The following is a 23,058-nucleotide window of genomic DNA, read 5'->3' on the forward strand; positions in this document are numbered from 1 at the left end:
CCCAAAACAAGAACACGTTCTAAAGTTGCGAACTCGTGGGTCACGGCAATCGAGCCGGCTAACTCGACACACGACCGCAGAGAACCGGGAGAGCGCTTCGATGAATGCTGTGAACAGCCCAGAAACCAGTCTCGAAGGCAAGGTCGCCATCGTGACCGGTGCCGGATCGGGGCTCGGAAAGTTCGAGGCCATCGGTCTGGCGAAGGCCGGTGCTTCGTTGGTCGTCAACGATCTGGCCCCGAACGAGGCCGTCGAAGCGACGCTCGAGGAAATCCGTGGTCTCGGCGCCAAGGTCGAATTCGTGGCAGGCAACGTCGGTGAGCGTTCTACCGCCGACGCACTGATGGAAGCAGCGCAGGGGCAGTTCGGCAGTGTCGACATCGTCGTCAACAATGCCGGCGTCGTACGCGACCGGATGCTGTTCAACATGTCCGACGAAGACTGGGATCTGGTACTCGAAGTTCATCTTCGCGGCCATTTCCTCCTGTGCCGCAACGCCGCTGCCTACTGGCGGGCGAAATCCAAGGAAGCCGGGGCGCCGGTGTACGGGCGCATCGTCAACACTTCTTCGGAGGCGGGCCTTCTCGGACCGGAAGGGCAGCCCAACTACGGCGCTGCAAAAGCCGGAATCACGGCGCTGACGTTGTCGGCCGCACGTGGGCTCTCGCGCTACGGCGTTCGGGCCAACGCGATCTGCCCGCGGGCACGGACGTCGATGACCGAAGGTGTGTTCGGTGACGCGCCGGCCGACGGCATCGATCCGCTCTCGCCCGAGCATGTGGCATCGCTCGTCTCGTACCTGGCGTCACCGGCGGCCGACGCCGTCAACGGTCAGGTATTCGTGGTGTACGGACCGATGGTTGCGCTGATGGCGGCGCCCGTCGTCGAGCAGCGGTTCGACGCCGAGGGAGATTCTTGGTCGCCGGAAACGCTGTCCGCGGTGATGGGTGAATACTTCGCTGACCGTGACCCGGCAAAGATGTTCTCGGCATCGGCGGCCCTGCGCGCGTTGGGCTGATCGACGGCGCTGATTCTCGGGTGCGCGACACGTAGAACCGTTGTTCACACTCAGACGGTCTACGTGTCCACTTCCTGGTAGAAATAGCGTGTTCACGAGTCGGTGGGCGCGGCAGTTTGCCTGCGTTCTGTAACGAGACCAACGGTCTCGAAAAAACTGGACTGTGTTCCAATTTTGCATTCCTGCGAACGATGCGATATTCGATCGGCGTGCCCAGTCAAGGCTCTCGCATGGCTGAATTTCGAACCTGGCGCCGAAAGGCGCCGATCATTCAAAAGTATTAATTTCCAGGATATTTCGGCGAAAATCGCATCGAAAAGGGATACTTCCCATGTCTCCGATCTTCCGGTTTCGGATCGGCGCCGTGAGGCTACTCCTTAGAGTTGGACACTTGTTTTTGACAGGTGAACACGTTCTAGTTAATATGACCTGAGTCACAAGCTGTCGGGGGCTGGACTATGAGAACAGACAGTACTGCGGCAACCAAGGACGAGGAGGGCGAATGGTAGACCTCGTCGAGGTGCCATTACGAGCGGTCGGTGGCTTCTTTCAGATGTCCGCCCAAACCTTGAGGGCAGTCTTCTCCCGCCCTTTCCAGCGGCAAGAGTTCATCGATCAGGCCTGGTTCGTGGCCCGAGTCTCGATGGTGCCGACGGTGCTGGTCGCAATCCCGTTCACTGTGCTGGTCAGCTTCACCATCAACATTCTCTTGCGCGAGATCGGTGCAGCCGACCTCAGTGGTGCCGGAGCTGCCCTCGGCACCGTCACGCAGGTCGGCCCCATCGTCACCGTGCTGATCGTCGCCGGCGCCGGCGCAACCGCCATCTGCGCGGATCTTTCGGCCCGAACCATCCGCGAAGAGATCGACGCCATGAAGGTGCTCGGGATCAATCCCATCCACCGGTTGGTCGTTCCCCGAGTGCTCGCGTCGACAGGTGTGGCGCTGCTCCTCAACGGACTGGTCTGCACCATCGGCATCCTCGGCGGTTTCGTCTTCTCCGTGTTCATCCAGGACGTGAACCCCGGCGCGTTCGTCAACGGCATCACACTGCTCACCGGATTCGGTGAGCTCATGCTCTCCATGGTCAAAGCAGGGCTGTTCGGCATGATCGCCGGCCTGGTTGCGGCCTACCTCGGACTCAACGTCAAAGGCGGCGCCAAGAGCGTCGGTGACGCGGTCAACCAGACCGTCGTGTTCGCGTTCATGGCGCTCTTCGTCGTCAACGTGCTCATCACGACCATCGGTATCAAGTTGACGGCCGGATGAGGCCCACGGCAGTCGGAGAGATCGAAGTGGACAGAACGACAAACGACAGACGGGAGGAGATCTGATGGCGTTGGCCGCAGCGGGACGCTTCCCGCGCACACGTCGACAGATCGGTTCGATCTCTCGCAGTATCGACAGCATCGGTGAGCAAGCGCTGTTCTTCGCGAAGGCTCTCGGTCACGCTCCCAAGGCGCTGATGCGCTATCCACGTGAAACTCTGCGACTGATCGCCGAGATCAGCATGGGCACCGGTGCGCTCGCCGTCATCGGTGGCACCGTCGTGATCGTCGGATTCCTGACACTGTTCACCGGTGGCACCATCGCCGTTCAGGGCTACAGCTCGCTGGGCAACATCGGCGTCGAAGCACTGACGGGCTTCTTCGCCGCCTTCATCAACGTTCGCATCGCAGCGCCGGTCATCGCCGGAATCGGCCTCGCCGCGACCATCGGCGCCGGCTCCACCGCGCAGCTCGGTGCGATGCGCGTCTCCGAAGAGATCGACGCGCTGGAGACGATGGCGATCCCGTCGATTCCGTATCTGGTCAGCACCCGCGTCATGGCCGGCATGATCGCGATCATCCCGCTGTACTCACTGGCGGTGATCGCGTCGTTCGTCGCCAGCCGCTTTGCGACGGTGTTCCTCTACAACCAGTCCGGCGGCGTGTACGACCACTACTTCACGACCTTCCTGATACCCACGGACATACTGTGGTCGTTCGCCCAGGCGATAGTCATGGCGCTGGCCGTCATGCTCATCCACACCTACTACGGCTTCAACGCAACCGGTGGCCCGGTCGGCGTCGGTGTCGCGGTGGGTAACGCAGTGCGCGCCTCGTTGATCGCGGTCGTCACGGTCACCCTGCTCATCTCACTCGCCATCTACGGCGGGTCCGGCAACTTCAACCTGTCGGGATAGGCGGGCAAGCGATGACCGTACCCAGATGGCACAAGAAGTTGGCCGCAGCCGGCCTGGTCCTCGGACTCGTGGCGATCGTCGCCGTTGCTCTCACCATGTTCTCGGGTGGGTTCACCAAGAGCACGCCCATCACCGTGACGTCCACGCGTGCCGGCCTCGTCATGGAACCCAATGCCAAGGTGAAGTTGCGCGGAGTGCAGGTCGGCCGCGTCGAGTCGATCTCACTCGTCGGGGACCAGGCAAACCTGAAGTTGGCGATGGATCCGGGCCAGATGTCGAAGATTCCGTCGAACGCCCGGGTGGAGATCAAGACCACCACGGTGTTCGGTGCGAAGTACGTCAACATCGTGATTCCCGACGATCCGTCGACCCAACCGATCCAGGAGGGTGCTGTCATCGCTTCGGACAGCGTCACCGTCGAGTTCAACAGTGTCTTCGAACATCTTTCGGACGTGCTCGCGAAGATCGAACCGGAAAAGCTCAACGCCACACTCGGCGCGATCTCCACCGCACTCAACGGGCGCGGCGAGTCGCTGGGTGAGGTTCTCGAGCTCGGTGACACCTATCTGAAGAAGATGAATCCGGTTCTACCGCAGCTCCAGGAAGACTTGGTCGGCGCCGCCGATGTCACCAATCTGTACGCCGACGTGGCACCGGATCTGATGCGCATCCTCGACAATGCCACCGCGACAAGCGGATCGATCGTGGCCGAGCAGGCAAACCTCGACTTGCTGTTGCTCAACGTCACCGGCCTCGCGGACACCGGCAACGCGTTGTTGACCGACAACGAGCAGAACCTGACCACCGCCCTCGACACTCTGACCGCGACGACGACCCTGCTCGACAAGTACTCGTCGGGTCTGACGTGCTTCATCGTCGGGTTGAACGACGGTCGGATCAAGTTCGAGCCACTGGCAGGCACCGGGGACAAAGCGGCGCTGATGCTGAGTGCGAGCTTCATGTACGGCGCCGAGGCGTACCAGAATCCGCAATCTCTCCCCAAGGTCGCGGCCTCCGGCGGACCCAATTGTTATGGTCTGCCCGAATTCGATCCGAAGGTCGACGGGCATGCACCGTTCGCAGTCACCAACACCGGCAACGTGCCCTTCGTTCCCAACACCGAACTGCGCGTTACCGTGCCGACCATTTTCCAGTATCTCTTCGGTGACTCCTACGAGCAGGAAGACGGGAAGTGATGAGACCGACCACGGTCAAGCTGCTGATTTTCACCGTCGTCATGGCGGTCATCTTCGCCGGACTGGCGATCGTCTTCAGTCAGGTGCGCTTCAGCAGCAGCAACGGATTTCACGCCACCTTCTCGGACGTCTCGGGACTCAAGTCCGGCGACAAGGTCCGCATCGCCGGTGTTCCGGTCGGGTCGGTCACCGGAGTGTCCATCGGTGACTCCAACCAGGCCGAGGTCGAGTTCGACGTCGACACCAAGTACTCGCTGATGAAGAGCACCAAAGCGACTGTGCGCTACGAGAACCTGGTGGGCGATCGCTACATGGAACTGCTCGAGGGCGCCGGTTCCACCGAGACGCTTCCGTCGGGAGGATCCATTCCGGTCGATCAGACGTCGCCCGCTCTCGATCTGGATCTGCTGCTCGGCGGATTCAAGCCGCTGCTTCGTTCGCTCGACCCGCAGCAGGTCAACGACCTCTCCGGGGCCCTGCTGCAGGTACTCCAGGGCCAGGGCGGAACGCTGGTTTCGTTGCTGGGAAACACCAGTTCGTTCACCAGCACGTTGGCGGACCGAGACCAGCTGATCGGGGACGTCATCACCAATCTCAACGACGTACTCGGCACCATCAACGACAAGGGCGATCAGTTCTCCACCACGATCGATCAGCTCCAGCAGTTGGTCAGTGGATTGGCGAAGGACAGTGGCCCGATCGGTAATTCGATCACCGAGATCGCCGGTGCCACGGGAGATCTCGCGTCGTTGCTGCAGGCGACACGTCCGGACATCCAGACGCTGATCGGGGAGACCAACCGAACGATGACGCAGCTGGACCTGGGCAAGGACGACATCAACACCGCTCTCGATCGTCTGCCGTCCGACTACCGGAAGCTGATCCGAGTGGGCACGTACGGAGCGTTCTTCCAGTTCTATCTGTGCGCCAACACTTTCAAGTTCTCCGGACCCGACGGGACGACGATCATCTTGCCCACGGCAGTTCAGGACACGGGAAGGTGCGCAAAAGTCTCATGACCCCAACCCGTGAACGTAATCCGGTACAGATCGGTGTCATCGGTCTCGTCCTGGCGGTGGCAACCGTCGGTGCCGCGCTTCAATACGATCAACTCCAGTTCATCAACGGTGGCATTCGCTACTCGGCGTACTTCCAAGATGCCGGCGGCCTGGTCACCGGCGACGACGTGACCATGGCCGGCGTGAAGGTCGGCAAGGTCAGCGACGTCGAACTCGACGACCAGAAGGTGTTGGTCACCTTCACCGTTCAGGACGGTGTCGCCCTGGGCGAGCAGACAGCGGCTGATATCAAGACCAACACGGTTCTCGGGCGAAAGTCGTTGGCGGTACGGCCGGAAGGATCCGGACTGTTGCGGACGGACACGCCGATTCCGGTCGAACGCACCAACTCCCCGTACTCGCTCAACGACGCTCTGGGTGACCTCGGGACAACGGTGTCCGAACTCGACACGGAACAGATCAACGATTCGCTCAACGCGATCTCGGACACGCTGGCCGATACTCCGCCCGAACTGCGCACCGCGTTGGACGGAATGACGCGGCTTTCGCAGAGCATCAACTCACGCGACGAGAGCCTGCTCCAATTGCTCTCGCGGGCCGAAGATGTCACCAAGATCCTCTCCGACAGAAGCGGTCAGATCGATTCGTTGCTGGTCGACGGCAACAAGCTGTTTGCCGAACTGAGCTTGCGGCGTGACGCGATCAGCGAACTGATCGTCAACACCGGCGCAGTCTCACGTCAACTGTCAGCGCTGGTGCAGGAGAACGAGGCTCAGATGGGGCCGACCCTCGAGAAGCTGAATTCGGTCGCCGAGGTTCTCCAGCAGAACAAGGACAACATCGCGGGAGCGCTCGACGGACTCGGACCGTACATCACCGCGCTCGGTGAGACCGTGGCCAGCGGCCCGTTCTTCGACGCCTTCATCATCAACATTCTGCCGAGCAACTGGTGGAAGACCCTGGTGGACACCAGCGTCGCGCCCGAGCAGGTTCCGGGCGACCTGGAAGACTTCTTCCCCGGTATTCCACCGACGATCAGGGGGCCGGGAGAATGACCGAGACCATGACTTCACAGGATCCACAGGGCTCCACCAACCCACGCAAGAAGTGGGTGCTGATCGGAGCGGGTGTGCTGGTCGCGCTGCTCGTCGCCGGTGCGGCCTACCTCTTCATCCCAGGCCTGGGCAAGACCAAGATCTCTGCGCACTTCGTCTCGACCACCGGTCTCTACGAGGGCGACGTCGTGCGAGTGCTCGGTGTCAACGTCGGCAAGGTGACCAAGATCGAACCGCGTGATCGGGACACCTACGTCGAGATGAAGATCGATTCGAGCGTCGACGTTCCGGCAGATGCCAAGGCGCTCATCGTTGCTCAAAGCCTCGTGTCCGCACGCTTCGTGCAATTGACCCCCGTGTACTCCGGCGGGGAACAGATGCCCAACGGCGGCGAGATCCCGATCGAGCGCACCGCCGTTCCGGTGGAGTGGGACGAGATCAAGACCGAACTGACCAAACTGTCGGACGCACTCGGACCGGAGGGTCTGGACGATCAGGGTTCCCTCGGTCGATTCATCGACACCGTGGGAACGAACCTCGACGGTAACGGTGAGTCGATTCGGTCGACGCTGCGCGAACTCTCGGCCACGATGCACACGCTGTCCGAAGGCCGGACCGATTTGTTCTCCACCATTCGGAACCTGCAGGCATTTGTCACTGCGTTGTCCTCGAGTAACGAGCAGATCGTGCAGTTCAGCGGTCACCTCGCTTCGGTGACAAGCGTTCTCGCAAGCAGCTCCGACGAGTTGGGTACCGCCCTCAGTGATCTCGACCTGGCCGTCGGCGACGTCCAGCGGTTCGTCAAGGACAACAGCGAGGGACTGAGCGAATCGGTTGCGCGTCTCGCCGATGCCACTCAGGTACTGACTGACAAGCGCCCGGAGATCGAGCAGGTTCTGCACTCCGGACCGACGTCGCTTGCCAACTTCTATCAGATCTACAAGCCGGCTCAGGGCAGTATGACCGGCGCAATTGCACTGAGTAACTTCAAGAATCCGATCCAGTGGATCTGTGGTTCCATCGAAGGTATCGAGAGTGGTAACTCCCAGAACAGTGCCGACCTGTGTAAGCAGTACCTCGGGCCGGTGCTCAGCACGATGATCGGCAACTACCCCGGATTCCTGTTCAACCCGGTCGCGGGCGTGCAGGCTTTCCCGGATCAGATCGTCTACACCGAGCCGGGATTGGAAGCGGCAAGTCAGAATCAGCCGGAAACCGTCGCAGGACCGATGTCAGGTGCTCCCATGACGAGTGTTCCCAAGGATCTCGCCGAACTCTTCAACATGGGCGGAGGGAACTGATGCGGGTAGCTCGCAAGACCACGGTTGCCGTGTTGGCCACGGCAGTGGCTCTCGGCGCCAGCGGTTGTGAATGGAACGGTCTCAACTCGGTGCCGATGCCAGGCACTCAAGGCCGGGGCGAAGGCGCATACGAGGTTCAGATCGAGATGCCGAACGTGACTACGCTGTCGCAGAATTCGCCCGTCCGGGTGGATGACGTGGCAGTGGGAAGCGTTTCGAACATCGAGGTTCAAGGCTGGCACGCTCTGGTGACGGTGTCGCTGAATCCCGAGGTTCAGTTGCCGGCCAACGCGACGGCAAAAATCGGTCAGACCAGCTTGCTCGGCTCTCAGCACATCGAGTTGGCGCCGCCGGTTGGAGAAGAGCCCGAGGGCCGACTCGAAGCCGGTGACCTGATTCCGATCGAGCGAGCGGGCGCTTACCCGACGACGGAACAGACGCTGTCGTCGCTGTCGGTTGTTCTCAACGGCGGCGGTCTCGCTCAGGTTCAGGACATCACGAAGGAACTCAACGCTGCTCTCGGTGGGCGTGAAGATTCCGTTCGAGACCTCCTGCCTCAGCTCGATCAGCTGGTCGGAAGTCTGGACAAGCAACGAGGCGACATCGTTTCGGCGATGGAAGGACTCGATCGACTGTCCTCGACCGTCCAGGCACAGCACGACACCTTGAACAAAGCGCTCGAAGGTATTCCGCCGGCACTCGAGATTCTTGTCGCTCAGCGTCAGGACATCACCAACGCGTTGACCTCCCTCGGTGGTCTCAGCGAGGTGGCCAGTCGCGTCATCCAGGAGAGCGGCGACGATTTCGCGACCAACGTTCGGGCTCTTTCGCCGACTCTGAAGGCCTTGGCGGATTCGGGTAACGCTCTCACTCAGGTTCTCGGAGTCCTCTTGACGTTCCCGTTCCCACAGAACGGAATCGACAACGTCATCCGCGGTGACTATGCCAACCTGGCGATGACCATCGACATCTCGCTGCCCCGACTCGACGCGAACTTCCTCACCGGAACTCCGTTGGCCGGAACACTCTCCGGACCAGAAGGCGTGTTGGGTAAGCAGGCGGGGCTCGCCGGACAGACAGGCAACCCGTTGAGCGATCCGCTCAAGCCTGCCGCACCGCCGGCACAAGCTCCCGCCGGACAGGCTCCCGCTGCGCAGGCCCCGGCAGCGGATCCGAATACCATTCAGATTCCGGGACTTCCGCCGATCAACATTCCAGGACTTCCTCAGGGGGCACCGGCACCATGATGCTCACAAAGTTCGTCCGTATCCAGCTCACCATCTTCGCCGTCTTGACGGTCGTCGGTTTGATCGTGATGGCCACTCAGTACGTGCGTGTTCCCGCTATGGTCGGTATCGGCCGATACGACGTCACCGTCGAATTGCCCGCCACCGGTGGGCTGTACAAGAACTCGAACGTCACCTACCGCGGTCAGACCATCGGCGTCGTGAACGCGGTGGAGTTGTCGGAAACGGGCGTGAATGCGCGTCTGTCTCTCGAGAGCGGCGTCAAGGTGCCCTCGGACGTCGACGCTGCGGTCAAGAGTGTGTCGGCGATCGGCGAGCAGTTCGTCGATCTGATTCCGCACACCGACAGCTCCGGAGCGATCGTGGTCGACGGGCATCTGGAAAACGGATCGGTGATTCCCGAAGACCGAACCAGCATTCCGCAGGATGTCGGCGCGATGCTCGATCAGGCAGATGTGTTGCTGCAGAGCATTTCCGACACCAAGCTCAAGACTGTCATCGACGAATCCTTCAAGGCGTTCAACGGTGCCGGCCCGGATCTGCAGAAGCTGATCGACTCGGCTCGGCTGTTCGTCGAGGAGGCGAACAACAACTCCGACGCGACCAAGACCCTGATCGAGCAGGCCGGTCCACTCCTGGACACCCAGGTGGTCAGCAGCGACGCCATCCGTTCCTGGACAAGCAATCTGGTGACGTTCACCGATCAGCTCCGAGCCAGCGACCCTGATCTGCGTGCCGTCATCCAGAAGGGGCCGGCGGCAGCGGCGGAGGCGAATGCTCTTCTGCAAGACATGCAGCCGACATTGCCGATTCTTCTGGCGAACCTCGTGTCCGTCGGACAGGTCGGCGTGATCTACAACAACGCGATCGAGCAGATTCTGGTCATCTACCCGCCGCTGGCCGCGGCGCTGGTCACGGTGGCAGGCTCCGGCCCGGCTGCGGATGGTGCACTGGTGGACTTCCACATGGAGGTCAACGACCCGCCGCCGTGCACTACAGGATTCCTGCCCGCAGAGCAGTGGCGCAGTCCGAAGGACGAATCACCGATCGAGACGCCGTCGGATCTCTTCTGCCAGGTTGCCCAGGATTCGCCGATCGCCGTGCGCGGCGCGAGAAACCTTCCCTGCGAGGAGTATCCGGGACGTCGTGCGCCGACGGTCGAACAGTGCCGTTCCGGCTACGTACCGATGGGCACGAACCCGCAATCCGGGCCTCCGGAACCGATTACCGCGACCCCGAGCTCGTACACGTCGACGCCTTCGGTCTCGGCTCGTCGGTACGATCCGATTACAGGCACGTACATCGGGCCGGACGGAAGGACGTACTCGCAACCGAACCTCGGTGGCGGCGACGTCAGTCTCGAACAGTTCATGAAGGGTCAGCAGGGTTGATGACAGACGAAGATCCACAGGCCGGGCAGCGGGTGCGCCGTCGCGCGTCCCGCAGCGCCGGACCCACGGGTGCGGATGCAGACGCTGCCGCGGTAGTAGTGCCCACCGAAAAGAAGTCGGCCGAACAGAAGCCAGCCGAGCAGAAGGCGGCTGAGCAGAAGGCGGCTGAGCAGAAGGTGGCTGAGCAGAAGGCGGCGGCCCCAGTTGCTTTGGGCAAGCCCGATACTCCACCTGAGAAGGTTGTCAGCGGTGATCAGGTCACGACCGAGGCTGAGCCGACCGGCGCCGCCGAAACCCCCGCAGAAACTGCTGTGGACACCCCTGTTCGTTCGAAGCCCAAGACCGGGCTGGTAGTCGGGATCGCAATCGCTTCGGTGATCGCCATCGCTCTCGCAGCCCTGACGGTGATTCTCCTCGTCGACCGGAACAAGGCATCCAATGCCGACGAGGACCGAGCCCGCTACGTGGCCGGTGCCCGGACCACCGCACTGAATCTGACGACACTGCACGCGGATACGGCGGCTGCCGACCTCGACAAGTTTCTCGCCGGCACCACCGACGAGTTCAAGTCGCAGTTCGACGGACGCAAGGATTCGTTTGTCAACGTCCTCGGGCAGGCCGGAGTTCAAACCGACGGCGAGGTGCTCGAAGCCGGGTTCGAGAAGTCGGACGGTGATTGCGGGACTTCTCTTGTCGCGGTGCGCGCGATGCAGAAGAACGGCGACGAAGCGCCCGCCGAACGCAACTACCGACTCCGAATCACCATGTGCGACGTCGACGGGCAGTTGCTTGCCTCGAATGTGGAGTTTGTGCCATGACCCCAGAAGTGAACCCCGAGACGTCCAAGCAAGTGTCGCCGAAGCCGAAGCGCGCCTCACCGCTCGCCATCATCCTGTGCGTCATCAGTGCAGTGGCCATCGCGTTGGCGGCAGTGTCGGCGTATCTCTACTTCGGTCCGGACGGAACGCGTGACACCGCAGCGATCGATCAGACCAGAGACGAAGTGGCACAGGCCTCTTCCGATCAGGCGGTAGCGATGTTCCAGTACGACTACAACAACGTCGACCAGCAGTTGCATGCAGCCACAGACGGTTTGACGGGCGATTTTCAAGGCACGTTCACCAACCTGATCGAATCGGTGATCATTCCGGGAGCCAAGGAAAAGTCGCTGACCGTTCAGGTCGTCGTCCAGGGCGCCGCGGTTCTCGACGCGGAGGCGGACAGCGCGACGACGATGCTGTTCCTCAATCAGATCACCACGTCTTCGGAATCGCCCGAAGCCGTTGCCAGTGGCAGTCGCGTGAAGATGAGTCTGGAGAAGCAGGACGGACGTTGGCTCGTGAACAACGTCCAACCCTTCTGATCAAACACACGAAGGCTGGAGCCAGGTACGAAAGAGGCTGGGGCCGCGGAGATTCACTCTCCGCGGCCCCAGCCTTTGTGCACTGTCCTCAGTGGTCTTGTGCTTCGGCCGGGGCGATCAGCGCCGGGCCTGCGGCACCGCCGTGTGCGAGCGCGTCGAGGAACGAGCGCGCCCAGCGGTCGACGTCGTGCGTCAGGACCTGACGACGTAGCGCACGCATGTGGCGCCGGCCGTCCTCGCGCGGTTGATTGAGGGCCTTCTCCATCGAATCCTTGACGTCGTCGAGGTCGTGAGGATTGCACAGGAATGCCTGGCGGAGTTCTGCTGCGGCACCGGTGAATTCGCTGAGCAGCAATGCGCCACCCAGATCACTGCGGCAGGCGACGTATTCCTTCGCGACGAGGTTCATGCCGTCACGCAGCGGCGTGACGAGCATGAGATCGGCGGCGACGAAGAACGCGACCAGTTCGTCGCGTGGGATCGGCCGATGGATGTAATGGACGACGGGGCGGCCGACTTCGCTGAACTCGCCGTTGATCCGGGAGACCTTCTGCTCGATGTCTCCGCGCATCTGTACGTAGCTTTCGACGCGTTCGCGGCTCGGGGTCGCCAACTGCACCATGACGGTGTCGGCGGGATCGATGCGCTTCTCCATGAGAAGTTCGTGGAGCGCAGCGAGCCTGACGTCGATGCCTTTGGTGTAGTCGAGGCGGTCGACGCCCAGCATGATGTGCTTGGGGTTTCCGAGTTCTTTGCGAATCTGCTTGGCGCGGTCTCGAATTGCCTTGGTGCGCGAGAGCTCGTCGAGCTTGCCGGAGTCGATGGAGATAGGGAAGGCGCCGACGCGGACGCTACGGAAACCTACTTGCACCACACCGAGTTTGGAGCGGACGCCGACGGTTCCACGTGAAGTCTGTTGCCCGGCAAGGCGTCTGGCCAGGTACAGGAAGTTCTGTGCGCCACCCGGAAGGTGGAAGCCGATGAGGTCGGCGCCGAGGAGGCCTTCGACGATCTCGGTGCGCCACGGCATCTGCATGAACAGCTCGACCGGGGGAAACGGAATGTGCAGGAAGAAGCCGATGGTCAGGTCGGGGCGCAGCATCCGCAGCATCTTCGGTACCAACTGCAGCTGGTAGTCCTGGATCCAGACTGTCGCGCCCTGTGCCGCTGCCTTGGAGGTGGCTTCGGCGAATCGCCGGTTCACCTCGACGTAGGCGTTCCACCATTCGCGGTGGTACTCGGGTTTGACGATGACGTCGTGATAGAGCGGCCAGAGGGTGGCGTTGGAGAATCCTTCGTAGTACTCGTTGATCTCCTCGGCGCTCAGCGGCACGGGGTAGAGCTCGAGTCCGTCTTCGACGATGGGGTCGAGCTCGGCGTCCGCCACCCCAGCCCAGCCCACCCACGCGCCCTGATTGCTGCGCAGGATCGGCTCGAGAGCGGTGACCAGTCCGCCGGGGCTTCGCTTCCAGCGGGTGGTGCCGTCGGGAAGCCGTTCCAAGTCGACGGGCAGGCGGTTCGCTACGACAACGAACTCAGCCTGCCCGGACACTGCGTCACCGGTCGAAGAAGCAGGTGCGCTGTCAGAAAGGGTTGAACTGGTCGAATCCGGACTGACAGGCACGTGGTTCCTTCTCGGTCGGTGAGGGAAAGATTCAGTCGAGCTTGGCGGCGGGGGAGATACCGAGCATCGAGAGCAGCATCCTGCACTCGTCGGCATCTTCCGCGTAGGCAGCGACGACGCGCTGTGCCTGACGAGCAGTTTCGTCCGCTACGGGCTCGAGGTCCTCGTCCGCGATCTCGGTTTCGACGGTCGTGTTCTCAGCCATCATGTTCCTCTCGTGCTTGCCTGCACGGCGCAAGCAATGGTTCTTACTCGCGACTCTATGAGAACTGGGCGTGTCGACGCTAGTTGCTCATGTATTAGGGTCGACTTACTTATCTCTGTACTCAACTTTATCGCTTCCATCGATGCTTGGAGTTCCATGAGTTCGACCCCCTCGAGTGTGACCGTCGACTCGGACGAGCCGGATAGTGGCAATCACAGCGGTGCTGCGATTTTGCGACGTGTCCTCGTCCGTAACCGTGGTCCGCTCGCCATCGGCACGGTTCTGGTCTGTCTGCACCAACTGACCGAGACGGCGGTGCCGATCTCCATCGGTGTGATCATCGACCGTGCGGTGGAGACTTCGGACACCACGGCCCTGATCGTCTCCATCGTCGGTCTCGCGGCTCTGTTTCTCGTTCTGACGGCCGCGTGGCGCTTCGGCGCACGCTTCATCGTCACCGCGATGCAGCAGGAGGCTCATCGCCTCCGGCTCGAGGTGGCGCACCGCGTCCTCGATCCGCGTGGGGTGCGCACCGATCTGCGTTCGGGTGAATTGCTGACAGTCTCGACATCCGATGCCGAGCAGACTTCGTGGATCGCGGACATCGTCCCGCGCGCCGCTGCGGCCCTGACAGCTGCGGTGGCGTCGGCGGTGGCGTTGGTGTGGATCGACCTCTGGCTGGGGCTGGCCGTTCTGATCGGAACGCCGGTCATTCTCGGTCTGCTGCAATTGGCGGCGCCTCTCATCACGTCGAGGGCCACCGGTCAGCAGGCGTCGATCGCTCGGGCGTCGGCGATGGCTACGGATCTGGTCAGCGGATTGCGTCCGCTGCGCGGTATCGGCGGCGAGAAGACCGCGTCGGCGCGCTACCGCACGGTCAGCCGTCAAGCGCTCGCATCGACGATCGGCACGGCCAAGGCGACCGGTATCTACACCGGCGTTGCCGCGACCATCAGTGCGTTGCTCGCGGTCGGTGTTGCGGGCTTCGCGGGATACTTCGCGTTGCAGGGCCGGATCACGGTCGGTGAACTGATCACCGTGGTGGGGCTTGCGCAGTTCATCATCGAACCGCTCGGATTGCTTGCGTCCATTCCCGGATACTTCGCGGTGGCGCGAGCGTCGTCGGATCGACTGGCACTGGTCTTGGACGCGGAGCCACTGCGTGGCGCGGGTTCGCAGACCGAACTCGAAGGCACCGACCTGACTCTCGACAGAGTCGAGTACAAGTCACTCAAGGGCATCGACCTGCATCTGCCTGCCGGAGAACTGCTGGGCGTCGTGGCTTACCAGCCGCAGGACGCCGACGCTCTTGTCGCGGTCCTGTCCGGTCAGCTGGCGCAGGACGCGTATCGCGGAGTGGTGAGGGTTGGCGGAATCAGCCTGTCCGACATGGACTTGCGATTGGCACGTCGGACGGTGCTGGTGGAGCCGCACATCACCGATCTGTTTTCCGGGTCGCTTGCGTCGAACGTCACCGCGGGCGCCGGTGATGCCGCTGCTCTCGACATCCAGAGTGCTCTGGTGGCGTCGGCAGCGGCGGATGTCGTCGACGCACATCCGGACGGTCTCGACCTCGAAGTGACCGATCGGGGCGCCAGTTTGTCGGGAGGCCAGCGGCAACGCGTCGCCCTCGCGCGCGCCTTGGTGGCACAGGCACCCGTGATGGTCCTGCACGATCCGACGACGGCGGTGGACGCGGTTACCGAGGCATCGATCGCCGAAGGAATCGCAGAACTGCGGCACGAGGGTGCCAGTGGCATCCACACGACGGTATTGATCACCAGCAGCCCCGCCTTGCTGGCCGTGACGGATCGGGTGATCGTGTTGAACGACGGAGTGATCGCCTCGACGGGCACACATTCCGAACTCTCTCGCGGCGACGCGAACTACCGAGGAGCGGTGCTGCGGTGACGGCCACGGACACGACAACCGAAATGCCGGCCGGGGAGAACGCAGAGAAGGTGACAGAGCGCGAGTTGTTGCCGATCGCGAGTGGTCGCCAGACCTGGAAGTGGTTGCGGGCGGCGCTGACCGAACACCGGATGCAGAGCCTGCTGGTCCTGATCGTCGCGGCTTCGGCGTCGGCGATGGCCTTGGTGCCGATTTACGTCTTCGGCGTCCTGGTCGACCGGGTCCGGGACAACGCGCCCACGTCGACGATCGTCGGGGTGGTCGTGATCATCGCCGCTGCCGCAATCGTGGGCGGTGTGTTCACCGGTGTGGCTGCCTATCTGATCAAGCGGCTCGGTGAGACGATCCTGGCGGATCTGCGAGAGCGGACCGTGGACCGGGCACTGCGACTGCCGATCCAGACCGTCGAGAAGGTCGGTAAGGGCGATCTGCTCTCGCGTGTCGGCGACGACGTGTCGGTGATCGCCAAGGCCGTGTCCGACGTGGTTCCCGGCATGATCGCGGCGGTTCTGCTCGTGGCTCTGAGCATGGTGACCATGCTCGGACTCGACTGGCGACTCGGTCTGGCCGGAATGGTCGCGCTGCCGATGTACGCGCTGGCGCTCAAGTGGTACCTGCCACGCTCGGCTCCTGTTTACGCAGCCGAGCGGGTAGCGATGGGCGCTCGTTCACAAGCGCTGATCAGCAGTCTCCAGGGTGCGAAGACGGTCCGCGCGTACAGCCTCGAGAAGGAACACCTCGGGCAGATCGATGCGGCGTCGGCAAAAGCGCGCGATCTGGCAGTCGGAGTGTTCGGCCTGTTCACGAGGTTCGCCGGTCGAGGTAACCGCGCCGAATTCGTGGGCCTGTCCATGATTCTCGTCGTCGGATTCCTGCTGGTCCGTGAGGACGTCGTGACAGTCGGCCAGACGACGACTGCTGCCCTGCTGTTCCATCGCCTGTTCAACCCGATCGGCTCACTGCTCTACACCTTCGACGAAGTGCAGTCGGCCGGCGTAAGCCTCGCGCGACTGGTCGGCGTCGTCGAGATCGAGGAAACGGAGCCTTCGACGGATGCAGGTTCCGTTCCGGCCGACGGTTCGCTGCGTCTGGATGACATTCGGCACAGCTACGACGGTGGTCATGAGGTTCTCCACGGAGTGAGCCTCACACTGCGTGCAGGGGAGCGCGTGGCGCTCGTCGGTTCGACCGGAGCCGGAAAGACGACGCTCGCGGCGATCGCTGCCGGTTCGATCACTCCGACGTCGGGCCGGGTGTCGATCGGCGGTGTCCCGCTTGCCGACCTCGATGACCTACGACGCCACATCGCGATCGTGAGTCAGGAGGTTCATGTCTTTGCCGGACCTCTGATCGAGGATCTGAGATTGGCGGCTCCCGAATCCTCGGACGAGGACGTTGCCGCGGCACTGCGTACGGTCGGCGCGTACGAGTGGGTGGAGGCTCTCGACGAGGGAATGCTGACCGTCGTCGGCGAAGGCGGGCACGAGATGACAGCGGCGCAGGCGCAGCAGTTGGCTTTGGCGAGACTGGTGTTGGCCGATCCCGCCGTCGCCGTACTGGACGAGGCAACAGCGGAGGCGGGCAGCGCCGGAGCGCGGGAACTGGAAGCGACTGCCGACGCCGCTACGGAGGGCCGCACCACTCTGGTTGTCGCACACCGGCTTACGCAGGCTGCGGGCGCCGACCGAGTGATCGTGCTCGAACACGGACAGATCGTAGAAGAAGGCCCGCACCGCGAACTGGTGTCCGCGGGCGGGCGTTACGCACAACTGTGGGCGGCCTGGGAAGGTCGCGACTGAGGGGTTTGTACTGGGTTTTGTACTGAGGGGGTCTGATCCGGCGATCAGGTGAGGTACCCGCCGCCGTGGGGGAAGAACTCGGCGGCGGTGTACTCGCTGCCGTCGTCGAGTCGGACGCGCTCGATCCGCAGTCCCTTGTTCTTGCCCGACCACGCGTCGGGGCCCGCGACGATCACCATGCCGTCGTCTTCCTGGATGAACACTCGGCCGGGGGTTCCGCCGTAGTGCCCGCGTGAGACGGACGCCTTCAGGATGCGGATGCGCTGGCCCTTGAACTCGGCGAAAGCGTTGGGGTACGGATCGGACTGTGCCCGGACGAAACGCTCGATGACCTCGGCGGGCCAGGACCAGTCGACGTGGCTGTCCTGCGGTGCGCGCTTGTGGAAGAACGTGGCCTGCGATCGGTCCTGCGGCGTCCAGTCGGTACGGCCGGACGCGATCAGATCCAGGGCGTCGAGTGTGATGGGGCCGATCATGTCGATCGTGCGGTGGAACAGATCGGTGACGGTGTCGGTCGGGCCGACCGTCGTCGAACGCTGCAGCACGATGTCGCCCGCATCGAGTTCCTCGTCCATCAGGTGCGCCGTGAGCCCGACTTCTTCTTCGCCGTTGATCAGAGCCCAGATGAGCGGGGAGAATCCCGTGTACTTGGGCAGCAGCGAATCGTGGATGTTGAGGGTGCCGTACTTGGGTGCGTCGAAGACCTCCGCAGGCAACCAGGTACGCCAGTTGTTGGCGACGATGATGTCGGGAGCTGCTTCGGCCAGCGCGGCTTTGAAGGCGTCGTCAGGCTTGTTCGCCACGTGAACGGGTACACCGTTCTCGGCCGCCAGATCTGCAACCGAGTCCGCCCACATCTGTTCGTAGACGTGTTCGCTCTTCGGGTGTGTGATTGCCAGCACGACCTCGTGATCGGAGTCGATCAAGGCCTGCAGGGTACGGTGGCCCCAGGTTTGGTATCCGAGCGTAGCGACTCTCAACGGGGGTCCTCCTGGACGAGCATGGGCTGGGGTTGCGGTCACACGACCGCCCATCAGCTTAGGCTATCCAACCAAAATTGTTGATCACACGTACGAGGAGGAAGGCTGACATGACGGTCGCCACAATCAACGGAATCCCCATCAATTACCAGGTCAAGGGTGATGGAGATCTGGTGGTGCTCATCATGGGGACCGGCAGCCCCGGCCGCGTCTGGGATCTGCACCAGACCCCGGCGCTGGTGGCCGCCGGCTACCGAGTCTGCACCTTCGACAACCGCGGAATCGCACCGTCCGGCGAGAGCCTCGGCGGCATCACGATGCCCGACATGGTCGCAGACACCGCCGGACTGATCGAGCACCTCGGTGGCGGTCCGGCCCATGTCATCGGCACCTCGATGGGCGCCCGGGTGGCGCAGGAACTGACGCTCGCCAGGCCCGATCTGGTTCGCAAAGCAGTGTTCCTCGCCGGCCACGCCCGGATGGATCATTTCCAGCAGGTCCTGACCGAGGGCGAGCGCCAGTTGTTCGACAGTGGCGTCGCTCTGCCGGCCAAGTACCGTGCCGCAGTGACCGCGGTGATGAATCTTTCGCCGGCCACGCTGGCAGACGATCACTCGGCGCGCGACTGGATGGATATCTTCGAGTTCACCGGCGGCGCAACGTCACCGGGTGTTCGCGCACAGCTCGGTATGGACCGCGCCTTCGATCGACGGGGTGCGTACAAGTCGATCATGCGCCCGTGCCTGTCCGTCGCTTTCGCCGACGACCGCATGATCCCGCCCTACCTCTCCCGCGAGGTGGCGGACTGCATCGCGACGGCGTCGTACGAAGAGATTCCCGACGCCGGGCACTACGGCTACCTCGAGCGTCCGGAGGCCGTGAACAAGGTGCTGATCGACTTCCTGGCGAAGTAGTTTTCCGCACGCGAGAAAGGGCCTGACCTGCTAACTGCAGGTCAGGCCCTTCTCATGTTTCAGGCCAGTGCCAGGAACAGCTTCTCGAGTTCGGCCTCGGTCATCGGTTCCTGACCTTCCGCGCTGTCACCGCTCAGGCATTCACGCAGCCCGGAAGCGACGATCTTGAACCCTGCTCGGTCCAGCGCCTTGGACACGGCGGCGAGTTGCGTGACGACGTCCTTGCAGTCGCGGCCGTTCTCGATCATCGAGATGACCCCGGCAAGTTGGCCGTGGGCACGACGCAGTCTGTTCAATACGAGCGCAATGCTCTCTTCGTCGCCGGTCATGGTGGCCCCTTCTCGAGTGTTCGTGCTGCGGTCAAGGGTACCCCTGGGGGCATGTCACTGCTTGATTCAGTGTTTGATCCGACTGCGGTGTCAGATCAGCGAGTCGACGGCCGCGCGCAACTTGACGGCTGCGTCGGCTGCCACGGACTCGAGGCCGGGTTCGCCGGAAACCTGAACCATGAGAGCAGGGTTCATCGCTTCGACGAAGAACGAATTCTCGGTAGTCGTATCTTCGCGGACGACGACGTTGCACGGCAGCAGGAGGCCGATCTGACGATCCACCGAAACTGCCCGATGGGCCAACGGCGGGTTACAGGCACCCAGGATCAGGTACTTTTCCATGTCCTCGTCCAGCTTCGCCTTGAGTGTTGCCTGCATGTCGATCTCGGTCAGGATGCCGAAGCCCTGCTCGGCGAGAGCGCCACGCGTGCGGGTGACGACGTCGTCGAAGGTTCCGGTGACCTTGGTTGCGATCGCTATCGGTTCTGTGGGTGTTGTCATTGCGCACTCCTCGTCGTGGGCTGTCACTGTCGCCGGCTTTGATTTCTCTTGTCCCCATCATACCCCTGGGGGTATCAGTAGGACAGTGATGTCGGGTACACGATCAGCCATGCGAGAAGCTGATGTTCGGCAGGACGCGACGCAGCCATGCCGGCGCCCACCAGGCTGCCCGGCCGGTGAGGCGTAGGAGAACGGGCAGCAGCACCAAGCGGACGAGCACTGCGTCCAGGAGGACAGCTACGCCGAGAATGATGCCCATTTCCTTGGGTGGCAAGGGATCTGCGAGCGCAAAAGTGAAGAAGACCGCAACCATCACCGCTGCTGCCGCCGCAATGACCCGACCCGAATGCGCGAGGCCGTCGATGTGTGCGATCGCGGGGTCGCCTGTGCGTTCGTAGTGCTCCTTGGCACTCGAAAGCAGGAATACGGTGTAGTCCATCGCGATCGCAAAGATCATGGCGAAGAAGAAGACCGGACCCCACCCGTTGAGGAAACCCTGGGGGGTGAAGCCGAGTAGGCCTGCTCCGTGACCGTCCTGGAAGATCAGCTTCGCGATTCCGAATGCGGCCCCAGTGGACAGCAGGCTGACCAGCGTGCCGATCAAGGCGATCAAAGGCGCCTGGAGGGCGATCAGCAGCAACAGGAATCCGAGCGTCAGAATCACGACCACGACGATGGGAAGGTAGTCGTCGAGTGCCTGCTGAAGGTCGAGATTTTCGGCCGGAGCGCCGCCGACGAGCGCCGATTCCGGCAGTTGCGACCGAAGGTCGGCAAGGATGGTTTCCATCGCAGGATCTGACGGGTCGACGGTGGGAACTGCTTGCAGCATAACAAGATCGGACCCGTCGGCAGCTTGTTGCGCTGGGGTGACCATGGCCACGCCGTCAACGCTCATGGCAATACGTGAGGTGTCGGCTGCATCGTCGGCGGACGTGACGATCTGCAACATCCCCGGGGCGCCGTCCCCGAATTGCTGCTGCACCAGTTCATAGCCCTGGCGAACCGGGGCGTCCTCGGGAACCACGGCGATGGAGGGCATTGCCACCTTCAGTCCGAAGACCGGAACAACGAGTGCGATCAGGATGAGTAAGGCGCCGAAGCCGAATGGCCACGGGTGCTTGTGCAGCAATGATGCCCAACCTGCGAACATCGGGGAGCGGTGCTGCTGGCGCTTTGCATACGGTAGAGAACCGCCGTTGACCTTCGCGCCGATCCTGCCGAGCACGGCAGGCAACAGGGTGAGTGTTGCGGCGAGAACGAAGATCACAGCGAGCATGATTCCGACAGCCATCGTGCGTACGGCCGGGGCTGGAACGATGAGAACCGCAGACAAACTGACCAGAACTGTGAGGCCGGAAAGGACCACAGCCTTGCCGGCGGTGTCCATGGTTTGAGCCACGGCGGCCCTTGGATCCGGATCGGCTCGCAATGCATCCCGGAACCTGGCGACGAGGAAGAGTGCGTAGTCGATGCCCAGCGCGAGAGCGAACATCATCGCGAAGTTCATGGCCCACACGGAAATCGGCGTGATCTCGTTGAGGATTACAAGCCCGCCCGCCGAAGCGACCAGGCCCGCAAGCGTCAGCAGTAGTGGTAGACCCGCGGCAACCAGGGAGCCGAAGGCCAACACCATGATCGCGAGAGTGACGGGCCACGACATCATTTCGGCTTTGATCATGGCTTCGTGATTGGCCTTGTTGAAATCGCTCCACAACGCCGACGCACCCGTCGGGTACACCTCGATCGTGTCGGTGGACAAGCCCGTGAGCTTCTTGCCGAGTTCGTCTACCGCGCTGACCATCTCGTCGGTACTCGCGTTGGCGCCCGCGACCATGATGCCGGTATGTCCGTCCGGGCTGATGGTCATACCGGGCTGCGGGGCGATCACTTCGCCGAAGCGAGGGTCCGCGGAAAAGATTTCCGTTGCCGCGGCCAGGGTTTGCTGCATCGACGGATCCGTGATGGGTAGAGAATCCGAGTGAACGACCACCTGTACTGCGGCGGAGGAATTTCCACCGAAATGCTGCTCGGCCAACTCGCGAACTTGCACGGATTCGGATCCGTTTGCCTGCCAACCCGCGCCGGCCAGAGAGGTGAAGACGCTGGGTGCTGCGGCGCCGAGTGCGATCAACGCGATCAACCAGACGCCGACGACGAGGCGGGTGTGAGTCGCCATCGATCGACCGAGACGCGCAAGTATGCCGTCGGCTCGGGTGGGTGGGTCCGCGGTGACTGTTCTGGTCGCTGACATCTTCACTCCTGATACGGGTGGGGGTATTCCTGTCCGTCACCTGTATACCCCCAGGGGTATCGATCTGTCACATTCGAGGGTTCTCTATGCTGCTGGGGGCACCGTCCGATCTGAAACGGTGAAACGGATATGGGAGAGCAATCATGGACGCACGCGACTGGGACGAGCGATACCGAGCGGTGACGGAGCCATGGGGAGTCGACCCGGCGGGAACCGTCGCAACAAGAATTTCCGATCTGAGACCAGGCACCGCGATCGATCTGGCCTGCGGCGACGGCCGTCACGCGCGGTGGATGGCTGGGCAAGGTTGGTCGGTGACTGCGGTCGACTACTCGTCGGTGGCGATCGATCTGGCACGGGCGAGTGACGGGGACAAGGCTGTCGACTGGCAGGTCGGCGACGCGACCGAGTGGCAGCCGGAAGGGCTGGTCGACCTGGTGTTGGTCAGCTTTCTTCACCTCAAGGTCGACCATCTGGCCGCAACCTTGAAGCGCGTCGGGGAGTGGCTGACGCCCGGCGGACGGGTCCTCTATTTGGGGCATTCCATCGAGAACTTCCATCGTGGTGTGGGCGGTCCACCCGAACCGACCATTCTGCCCGGTATTTCCGATCTCGCTCGCGCTGCGGAGGGATCGAGGGTCTATGCCCTCGAACATGTCGTTCGGCCGCAGGACGGTAAGACGGCAATTGACGTTTTGCTCGAATTCGGTCCGTGGGAACAGGTCTGACCAGGGCGGGAGCGCACCTTCACGTTCCTGGGTAGCCTACCCT

21 protein-coding genes are annotated in these 23,058 nt (G+C 62.7%); 15 read left to right on the plus strand and 6 right to left on the minus strand.

All coding sequences use genetic code 11. The annotated features are described in order from the left end of the window. Positions 1–100: 100 nt before the first annotated feature. The 11 genes from AOT96_RS15160 (at position 101) to AOT96_RS15210 (ending at position 11,773) form a co-directional block, all read left to right on the plus strand. Positions 101–1,018 carry a 3-oxoacyl-ACP reductase gene (locus tag AOT96_RS15160; RefSeq protein WP_065351962.1) on the plus strand — a complete coding sequence of 306 codons (918 nt, stop codon included), beginning with the start codon at positions 101–103 and terminating at the stop codon, positions 1,016–1,018. 502 nt (positions 1,019–1,520) lie between these two features. After that, a complete protein-coding gene (locus AOT96_RS15165; protein WP_003945687.1) occupies positions 1,521–2,285 on the plus strand; it encodes an MlaE family ABC transporter permease in 765 nt (254 codons plus the stop codon). Positions 2,286–2,349: 64 nt separating this feature from the next. Continuing rightward, complete coding sequence (locus AOT96_RS15170) at positions 2,350–3,201, plus strand: MlaE family ABC transporter permease (RefSeq protein WP_065351963.1); 852 nt, start codon at positions 2,350–2,352, stop codon at positions 3,199–3,201. Between the two features lie 11 nt (positions 3,202–3,212). Further along, positions 3,213–4,397, plus strand: a complete 1,185-nt coding sequence (locus tag AOT96_RS15175) for an MCE family protein (RefSeq protein ID WP_003945815.1) — start codon at positions 3,213–3,215, stop codon at positions 4,395–4,397. Beyond that, entirely contained in the window at positions 4,397–5,416 is a 1,020-nt protein-coding gene (locus AOT96_RS15180) for an MCE family protein (protein WP_007734337.1), read from the plus strand. The genes AOT96_RS15175 and AOT96_RS15180 overlap by 1 nt, the downstream gene beginning before the upstream one ends. Then, positions 5,413–6,471: an MCE family protein gene (locus AOT96_RS15185; protein WP_003945728.1), complete on the plus strand. Its 1,059-nt coding sequence runs from the start codon at positions 5,413–5,415 to the stop codon at positions 6,469–6,471. Before AOT96_RS15180 ends, AOT96_RS15185 begins: the two co-directional genes overlap by 4 nt. Further along, entirely contained in the window at positions 6,468–7,772 is a 1,305-nt protein-coding gene (locus AOT96_RS15190) for an MCE family protein (protein ID WP_007734341.1), read from the plus strand. The genes AOT96_RS15185 and AOT96_RS15190 overlap by 4 nt, the downstream gene beginning before the upstream one ends. Beyond that, positions 7,772–9,019 carry an MCE family protein gene (locus AOT96_RS15195; RefSeq protein WP_007734342.1) on the plus strand — a complete coding sequence of 416 codons (1,248 nt, stop codon included), beginning with the start codon at positions 7,772–7,774 and terminating at the stop codon, positions 9,017–9,019. The genes AOT96_RS15190 and AOT96_RS15195 overlap by 1 nt, the downstream gene beginning before the upstream one ends. Next, positions 9,016–10,410 carry an MCE family protein gene (locus AOT96_RS15200; protein WP_065351964.1) on the plus strand — a complete coding sequence of 465 codons (1,395 nt, stop codon included), beginning with the start codon at positions 9,016–9,018 and terminating at the stop codon, positions 10,408–10,410. The genes AOT96_RS15195 and AOT96_RS15200 overlap by 4 nt, the downstream gene beginning before the upstream one ends. After that, positions 10,410–11,228: a hypothetical protein gene (locus tag AOT96_RS34695; RefSeq protein WP_083197636.1), complete on the plus strand. Its 819-nt coding sequence runs from the start codon at positions 10,410–10,412 to the stop codon at positions 11,226–11,228. Before AOT96_RS15200 ends, AOT96_RS34695 begins: the two co-directional genes overlap by 1 nt. Continuing rightward, the gene (locus AOT96_RS15210; RefSeq protein WP_007734345.1) at positions 11,225–11,773 is read left to right on the plus strand and encodes a hypothetical protein; all 549 of its coding nucleotides are present in this window, start codon (positions 11,225–11,227) and stop codon (positions 11,771–11,773) included. The genes AOT96_RS34695 and AOT96_RS15210 overlap by 4 nt, the downstream gene beginning before the upstream one ends. Positions 11,774–11,861: 88 nt before the next feature. On the opposite strand, the gene AOT96_RS15215 is transcribed toward AOT96_RS15210, so the two are convergent. Both AOT96_RS15215 and AOT96_RS35725 read right to left on the minus strand, forming a co-directional pair. Further along, positions 11,862–13,325: an alpha,alpha-trehalose-phosphate synthase (UDP-forming) gene (locus AOT96_RS15215; RefSeq protein WP_085989962.1), complete on the minus strand. Its 1,464-nt coding sequence runs from the start codon at positions 13,323–13,325 to the stop codon at positions 11,862–11,864. 103 nt (positions 13,326–13,428) lie between these two features. Next, a complete protein-coding gene (locus tag AOT96_RS35725) occupies positions 13,429–13,602 on the minus strand; it encodes a hypothetical protein (RefSeq protein WP_164490548.1) in 174 nt (57 codons plus the stop codon). A gap of 156 nt (positions 13,603–13,758) precedes the next feature. On the opposite strand from AOT96_RS35725, the gene AOT96_RS15220 reads away from it, so the two are divergent. Both AOT96_RS15220 and AOT96_RS15225 read left to right on the plus strand, forming a co-directional pair. Then, positions 13,759–15,513: an ABC transporter ATP-binding protein gene (locus AOT96_RS15220; RefSeq protein ID WP_083197637.1), complete on the plus strand. Its 1,755-nt coding sequence runs from the start codon at positions 13,759–13,761 to the stop codon at positions 15,511–15,513. Positions 15,514–15,536: 23 nt separating this feature from the next. Continuing rightward, positions 15,537–17,312 carry an ABC transporter ATP-binding protein gene (locus AOT96_RS15225; RefSeq protein WP_065352855.1) on the plus strand — a complete coding sequence of 592 codons (1,776 nt, stop codon included), beginning with the start codon at positions 15,537–15,539 and terminating at the stop codon, positions 17,310–17,312. Between the two features lie 44 nt (positions 17,313–17,356). Here AOT96_RS15225 and AOT96_RS15230 read toward each other — a convergent pair whose 3' ends face one another. Next, on the minus strand, positions 17,357–18,292 hold the full coding sequence (locus tag AOT96_RS15230; RefSeq protein ID WP_007734348.1) for a methionyl-tRNA formyltransferase: 936 nt from the start codon (positions 18,290–18,292) through the stop codon (positions 17,357–17,359). 110 nt (positions 18,293–18,402) lie between these two features. Between AOT96_RS15230 and AOT96_RS15235 the strand changes: the two genes are divergently transcribed. Continuing rightward, the gene (locus AOT96_RS15235) at positions 18,403–19,206 is read left to right on the plus strand and encodes an alpha/beta fold hydrolase (protein ID WP_003945829.1); all 804 of its coding nucleotides are present in this window, start codon (positions 18,403–18,405) and stop codon (positions 19,204–19,206) included. A gap of 59 nt (positions 19,207–19,265) precedes the next feature. Here AOT96_RS15235 and AOT96_RS15240 read toward each other — a convergent pair whose 3' ends face one another. The 3 genes from AOT96_RS15240 to AOT96_RS15250 form a co-directional block, all read right to left on the minus strand. Beyond that, positions 19,266–19,535, minus strand: a complete 270-nt coding sequence (locus AOT96_RS15240) for a metal-sensitive transcriptional regulator (protein WP_007734349.1) — start codon at positions 19,533–19,535, stop codon at positions 19,266–19,268. 90 nt (positions 19,536–19,625) lie between these two features. Further along, positions 19,626–20,036 carry a DUF302 domain-containing protein gene (locus AOT96_RS15245; RefSeq protein ID WP_003945447.1) on the minus strand — a complete coding sequence of 137 codons (411 nt, stop codon included), beginning with the start codon at positions 20,034–20,036 and terminating at the stop codon, positions 19,626–19,628. A 103-nt stretch (positions 20,037–20,139) separates the two neighbouring features. Next, complete coding sequence (locus tag AOT96_RS15250; RefSeq protein ID WP_073512094.1) at positions 20,140–22,287, minus strand: MMPL family transporter; 2,148 nt, start codon at positions 22,285–22,287, stop codon at positions 20,140–20,142. A gap of 143 nt (positions 22,288–22,430) precedes the next feature. Here AOT96_RS15250 and AOT96_RS15255 point away from each other — a divergent pair, with 143 nt between their 5' ends. After that, a complete protein-coding gene (locus AOT96_RS15255) occupies positions 22,431–23,015 on the plus strand; it encodes a class I SAM-dependent methyltransferase (RefSeq protein ID WP_065351966.1) in 585 nt (194 codons plus the stop codon). Positions 23,016–23,058 lie beyond the last annotated feature (43 nt).

It is taken from the genome of Rhodococcus sp. 008 (genome assembly GCF_001682295.1).
GTDB classification, from domain to species: domain Bacteria; phylum Actinomycetota; class Actinomycetes; order Mycobacteriales; family Mycobacteriaceae; genus Rhodococcus_F; species Rhodococcus_F qingshengii.

Excerpts from the sequence above, each read along its gene's own strand:
- AOT96_RS15160 (WP_065351962.1), top strand. The coding sequence starts at position 101 with ATGAATGCTGTGAACAGCCCAGAAACCAGTCTCGAAGGCAAGGTCGCC.
- AOT96_RS15165 (WP_003945687.1), top strand. The coding sequence starts at position 1,521 with ATGGTAGACCTCGTCGAGGTGCCATTACGAGCGGTCGGTGGCTTCTTT.
- AOT96_RS15170 (WP_065351963.1), top strand. The coding sequence starts at position 2,350 with ATGGCGTTGGCCGCAGCGGGACGCTTCCCGCGCACACGTCGACAGATC.
- AOT96_RS15175 (WP_003945815.1), top strand. The coding sequence starts at position 3,213 with ATGACCGTACCCAGATGGCACAAGAAGTTGGCCGCAGCCGGCCTGGTC.
- AOT96_RS15180 (WP_007734337.1), top strand. The coding sequence starts at position 4,397 with ATGAGACCGACCACGGTCAAGCTGCTGATTTTCACCGTCGTCATGGCG.
- AOT96_RS15185 (WP_003945728.1), top strand. The coding sequence starts at position 5,413 with ATGACCCCAACCCGTGAACGTAATCCGGTACAGATCGGTGTCATCGGT.
- AOT96_RS15190 (WP_007734341.1), top strand. The coding sequence starts at position 6,468 with ATGACCGAGACCATGACTTCACAGGATCCACAGGGCTCCACCAACCCA.
- AOT96_RS15195 (WP_007734342.1), top strand. The coding sequence starts at position 7,772 with ATGCGGGTAGCTCGCAAGACCACGGTTGCCGTGTTGGCCACGGCAGTG.
- AOT96_RS15200 (WP_065351964.1), top strand. The coding sequence starts at position 9,016 with ATGATGCTCACAAAGTTCGTCCGTATCCAGCTCACCATCTTCGCCGTC.
- AOT96_RS34695 (WP_083197636.1), top strand. The coding sequence starts at position 10,410 with ATGACAGACGAAGATCCACAGGCCGGGCAGCGGGTGCGCCGTCGCGCG.
- AOT96_RS15210 (WP_007734345.1), top strand. The coding sequence starts at position 11,225 with ATGACCCCAGAAGTGAACCCCGAGACGTCCAAGCAAGTGTCGCCGAAG.
- AOT96_RS35725 (WP_164490548.1), bottom strand. The coding sequence starts at position 13,602 with ATGGCTGAGAACACGACCGTCGAAACCGAGATCGCGGACGAGGACCTC.
- AOT96_RS15220 (WP_083197637.1), top strand. The coding sequence starts at position 13,759 with ATGAGTTCGACCCCCTCGAGTGTGACCGTCGACTCGGACGAGCCGGAT.
- AOT96_RS15225 (WP_065352855.1), top strand. The coding sequence starts at position 15,537 with ATGCCGGCCGGGGAGAACGCAGAGAAGGTGACAGAGCGCGAGTTGTTG.
- AOT96_RS15235 (WP_003945829.1), top strand. The coding sequence starts at position 18,403 with ATGACGGTCGCCACAATCAACGGAATCCCCATCAATTACCAGGTCAAG.
- AOT96_RS15240 (WP_007734349.1), bottom strand. The coding sequence starts at position 19,535 with ATGACCGGCGACGAAGAGAGCATTGCGCTCGTATTGAACAGACTGCGT.
- AOT96_RS15245 (WP_003945447.1), bottom strand. The coding sequence starts at position 20,036 with ATGACAACACCCACAGAACCGATAGCGATCGCAACCAAGGTCACCGGA.
- AOT96_RS15250 (WP_073512094.1), bottom strand. The coding sequence starts at position 22,287 with ATGTCAGCGACCAGAACAGTCACCGCGGACCCACCCACCCGAGCCGAC.
- AOT96_RS15255 (WP_065351966.1), top strand. The coding sequence starts at position 22,431 with ATGGACGCACGCGACTGGGACGAGCGATACCGAGCGGTGACGGAGCCA.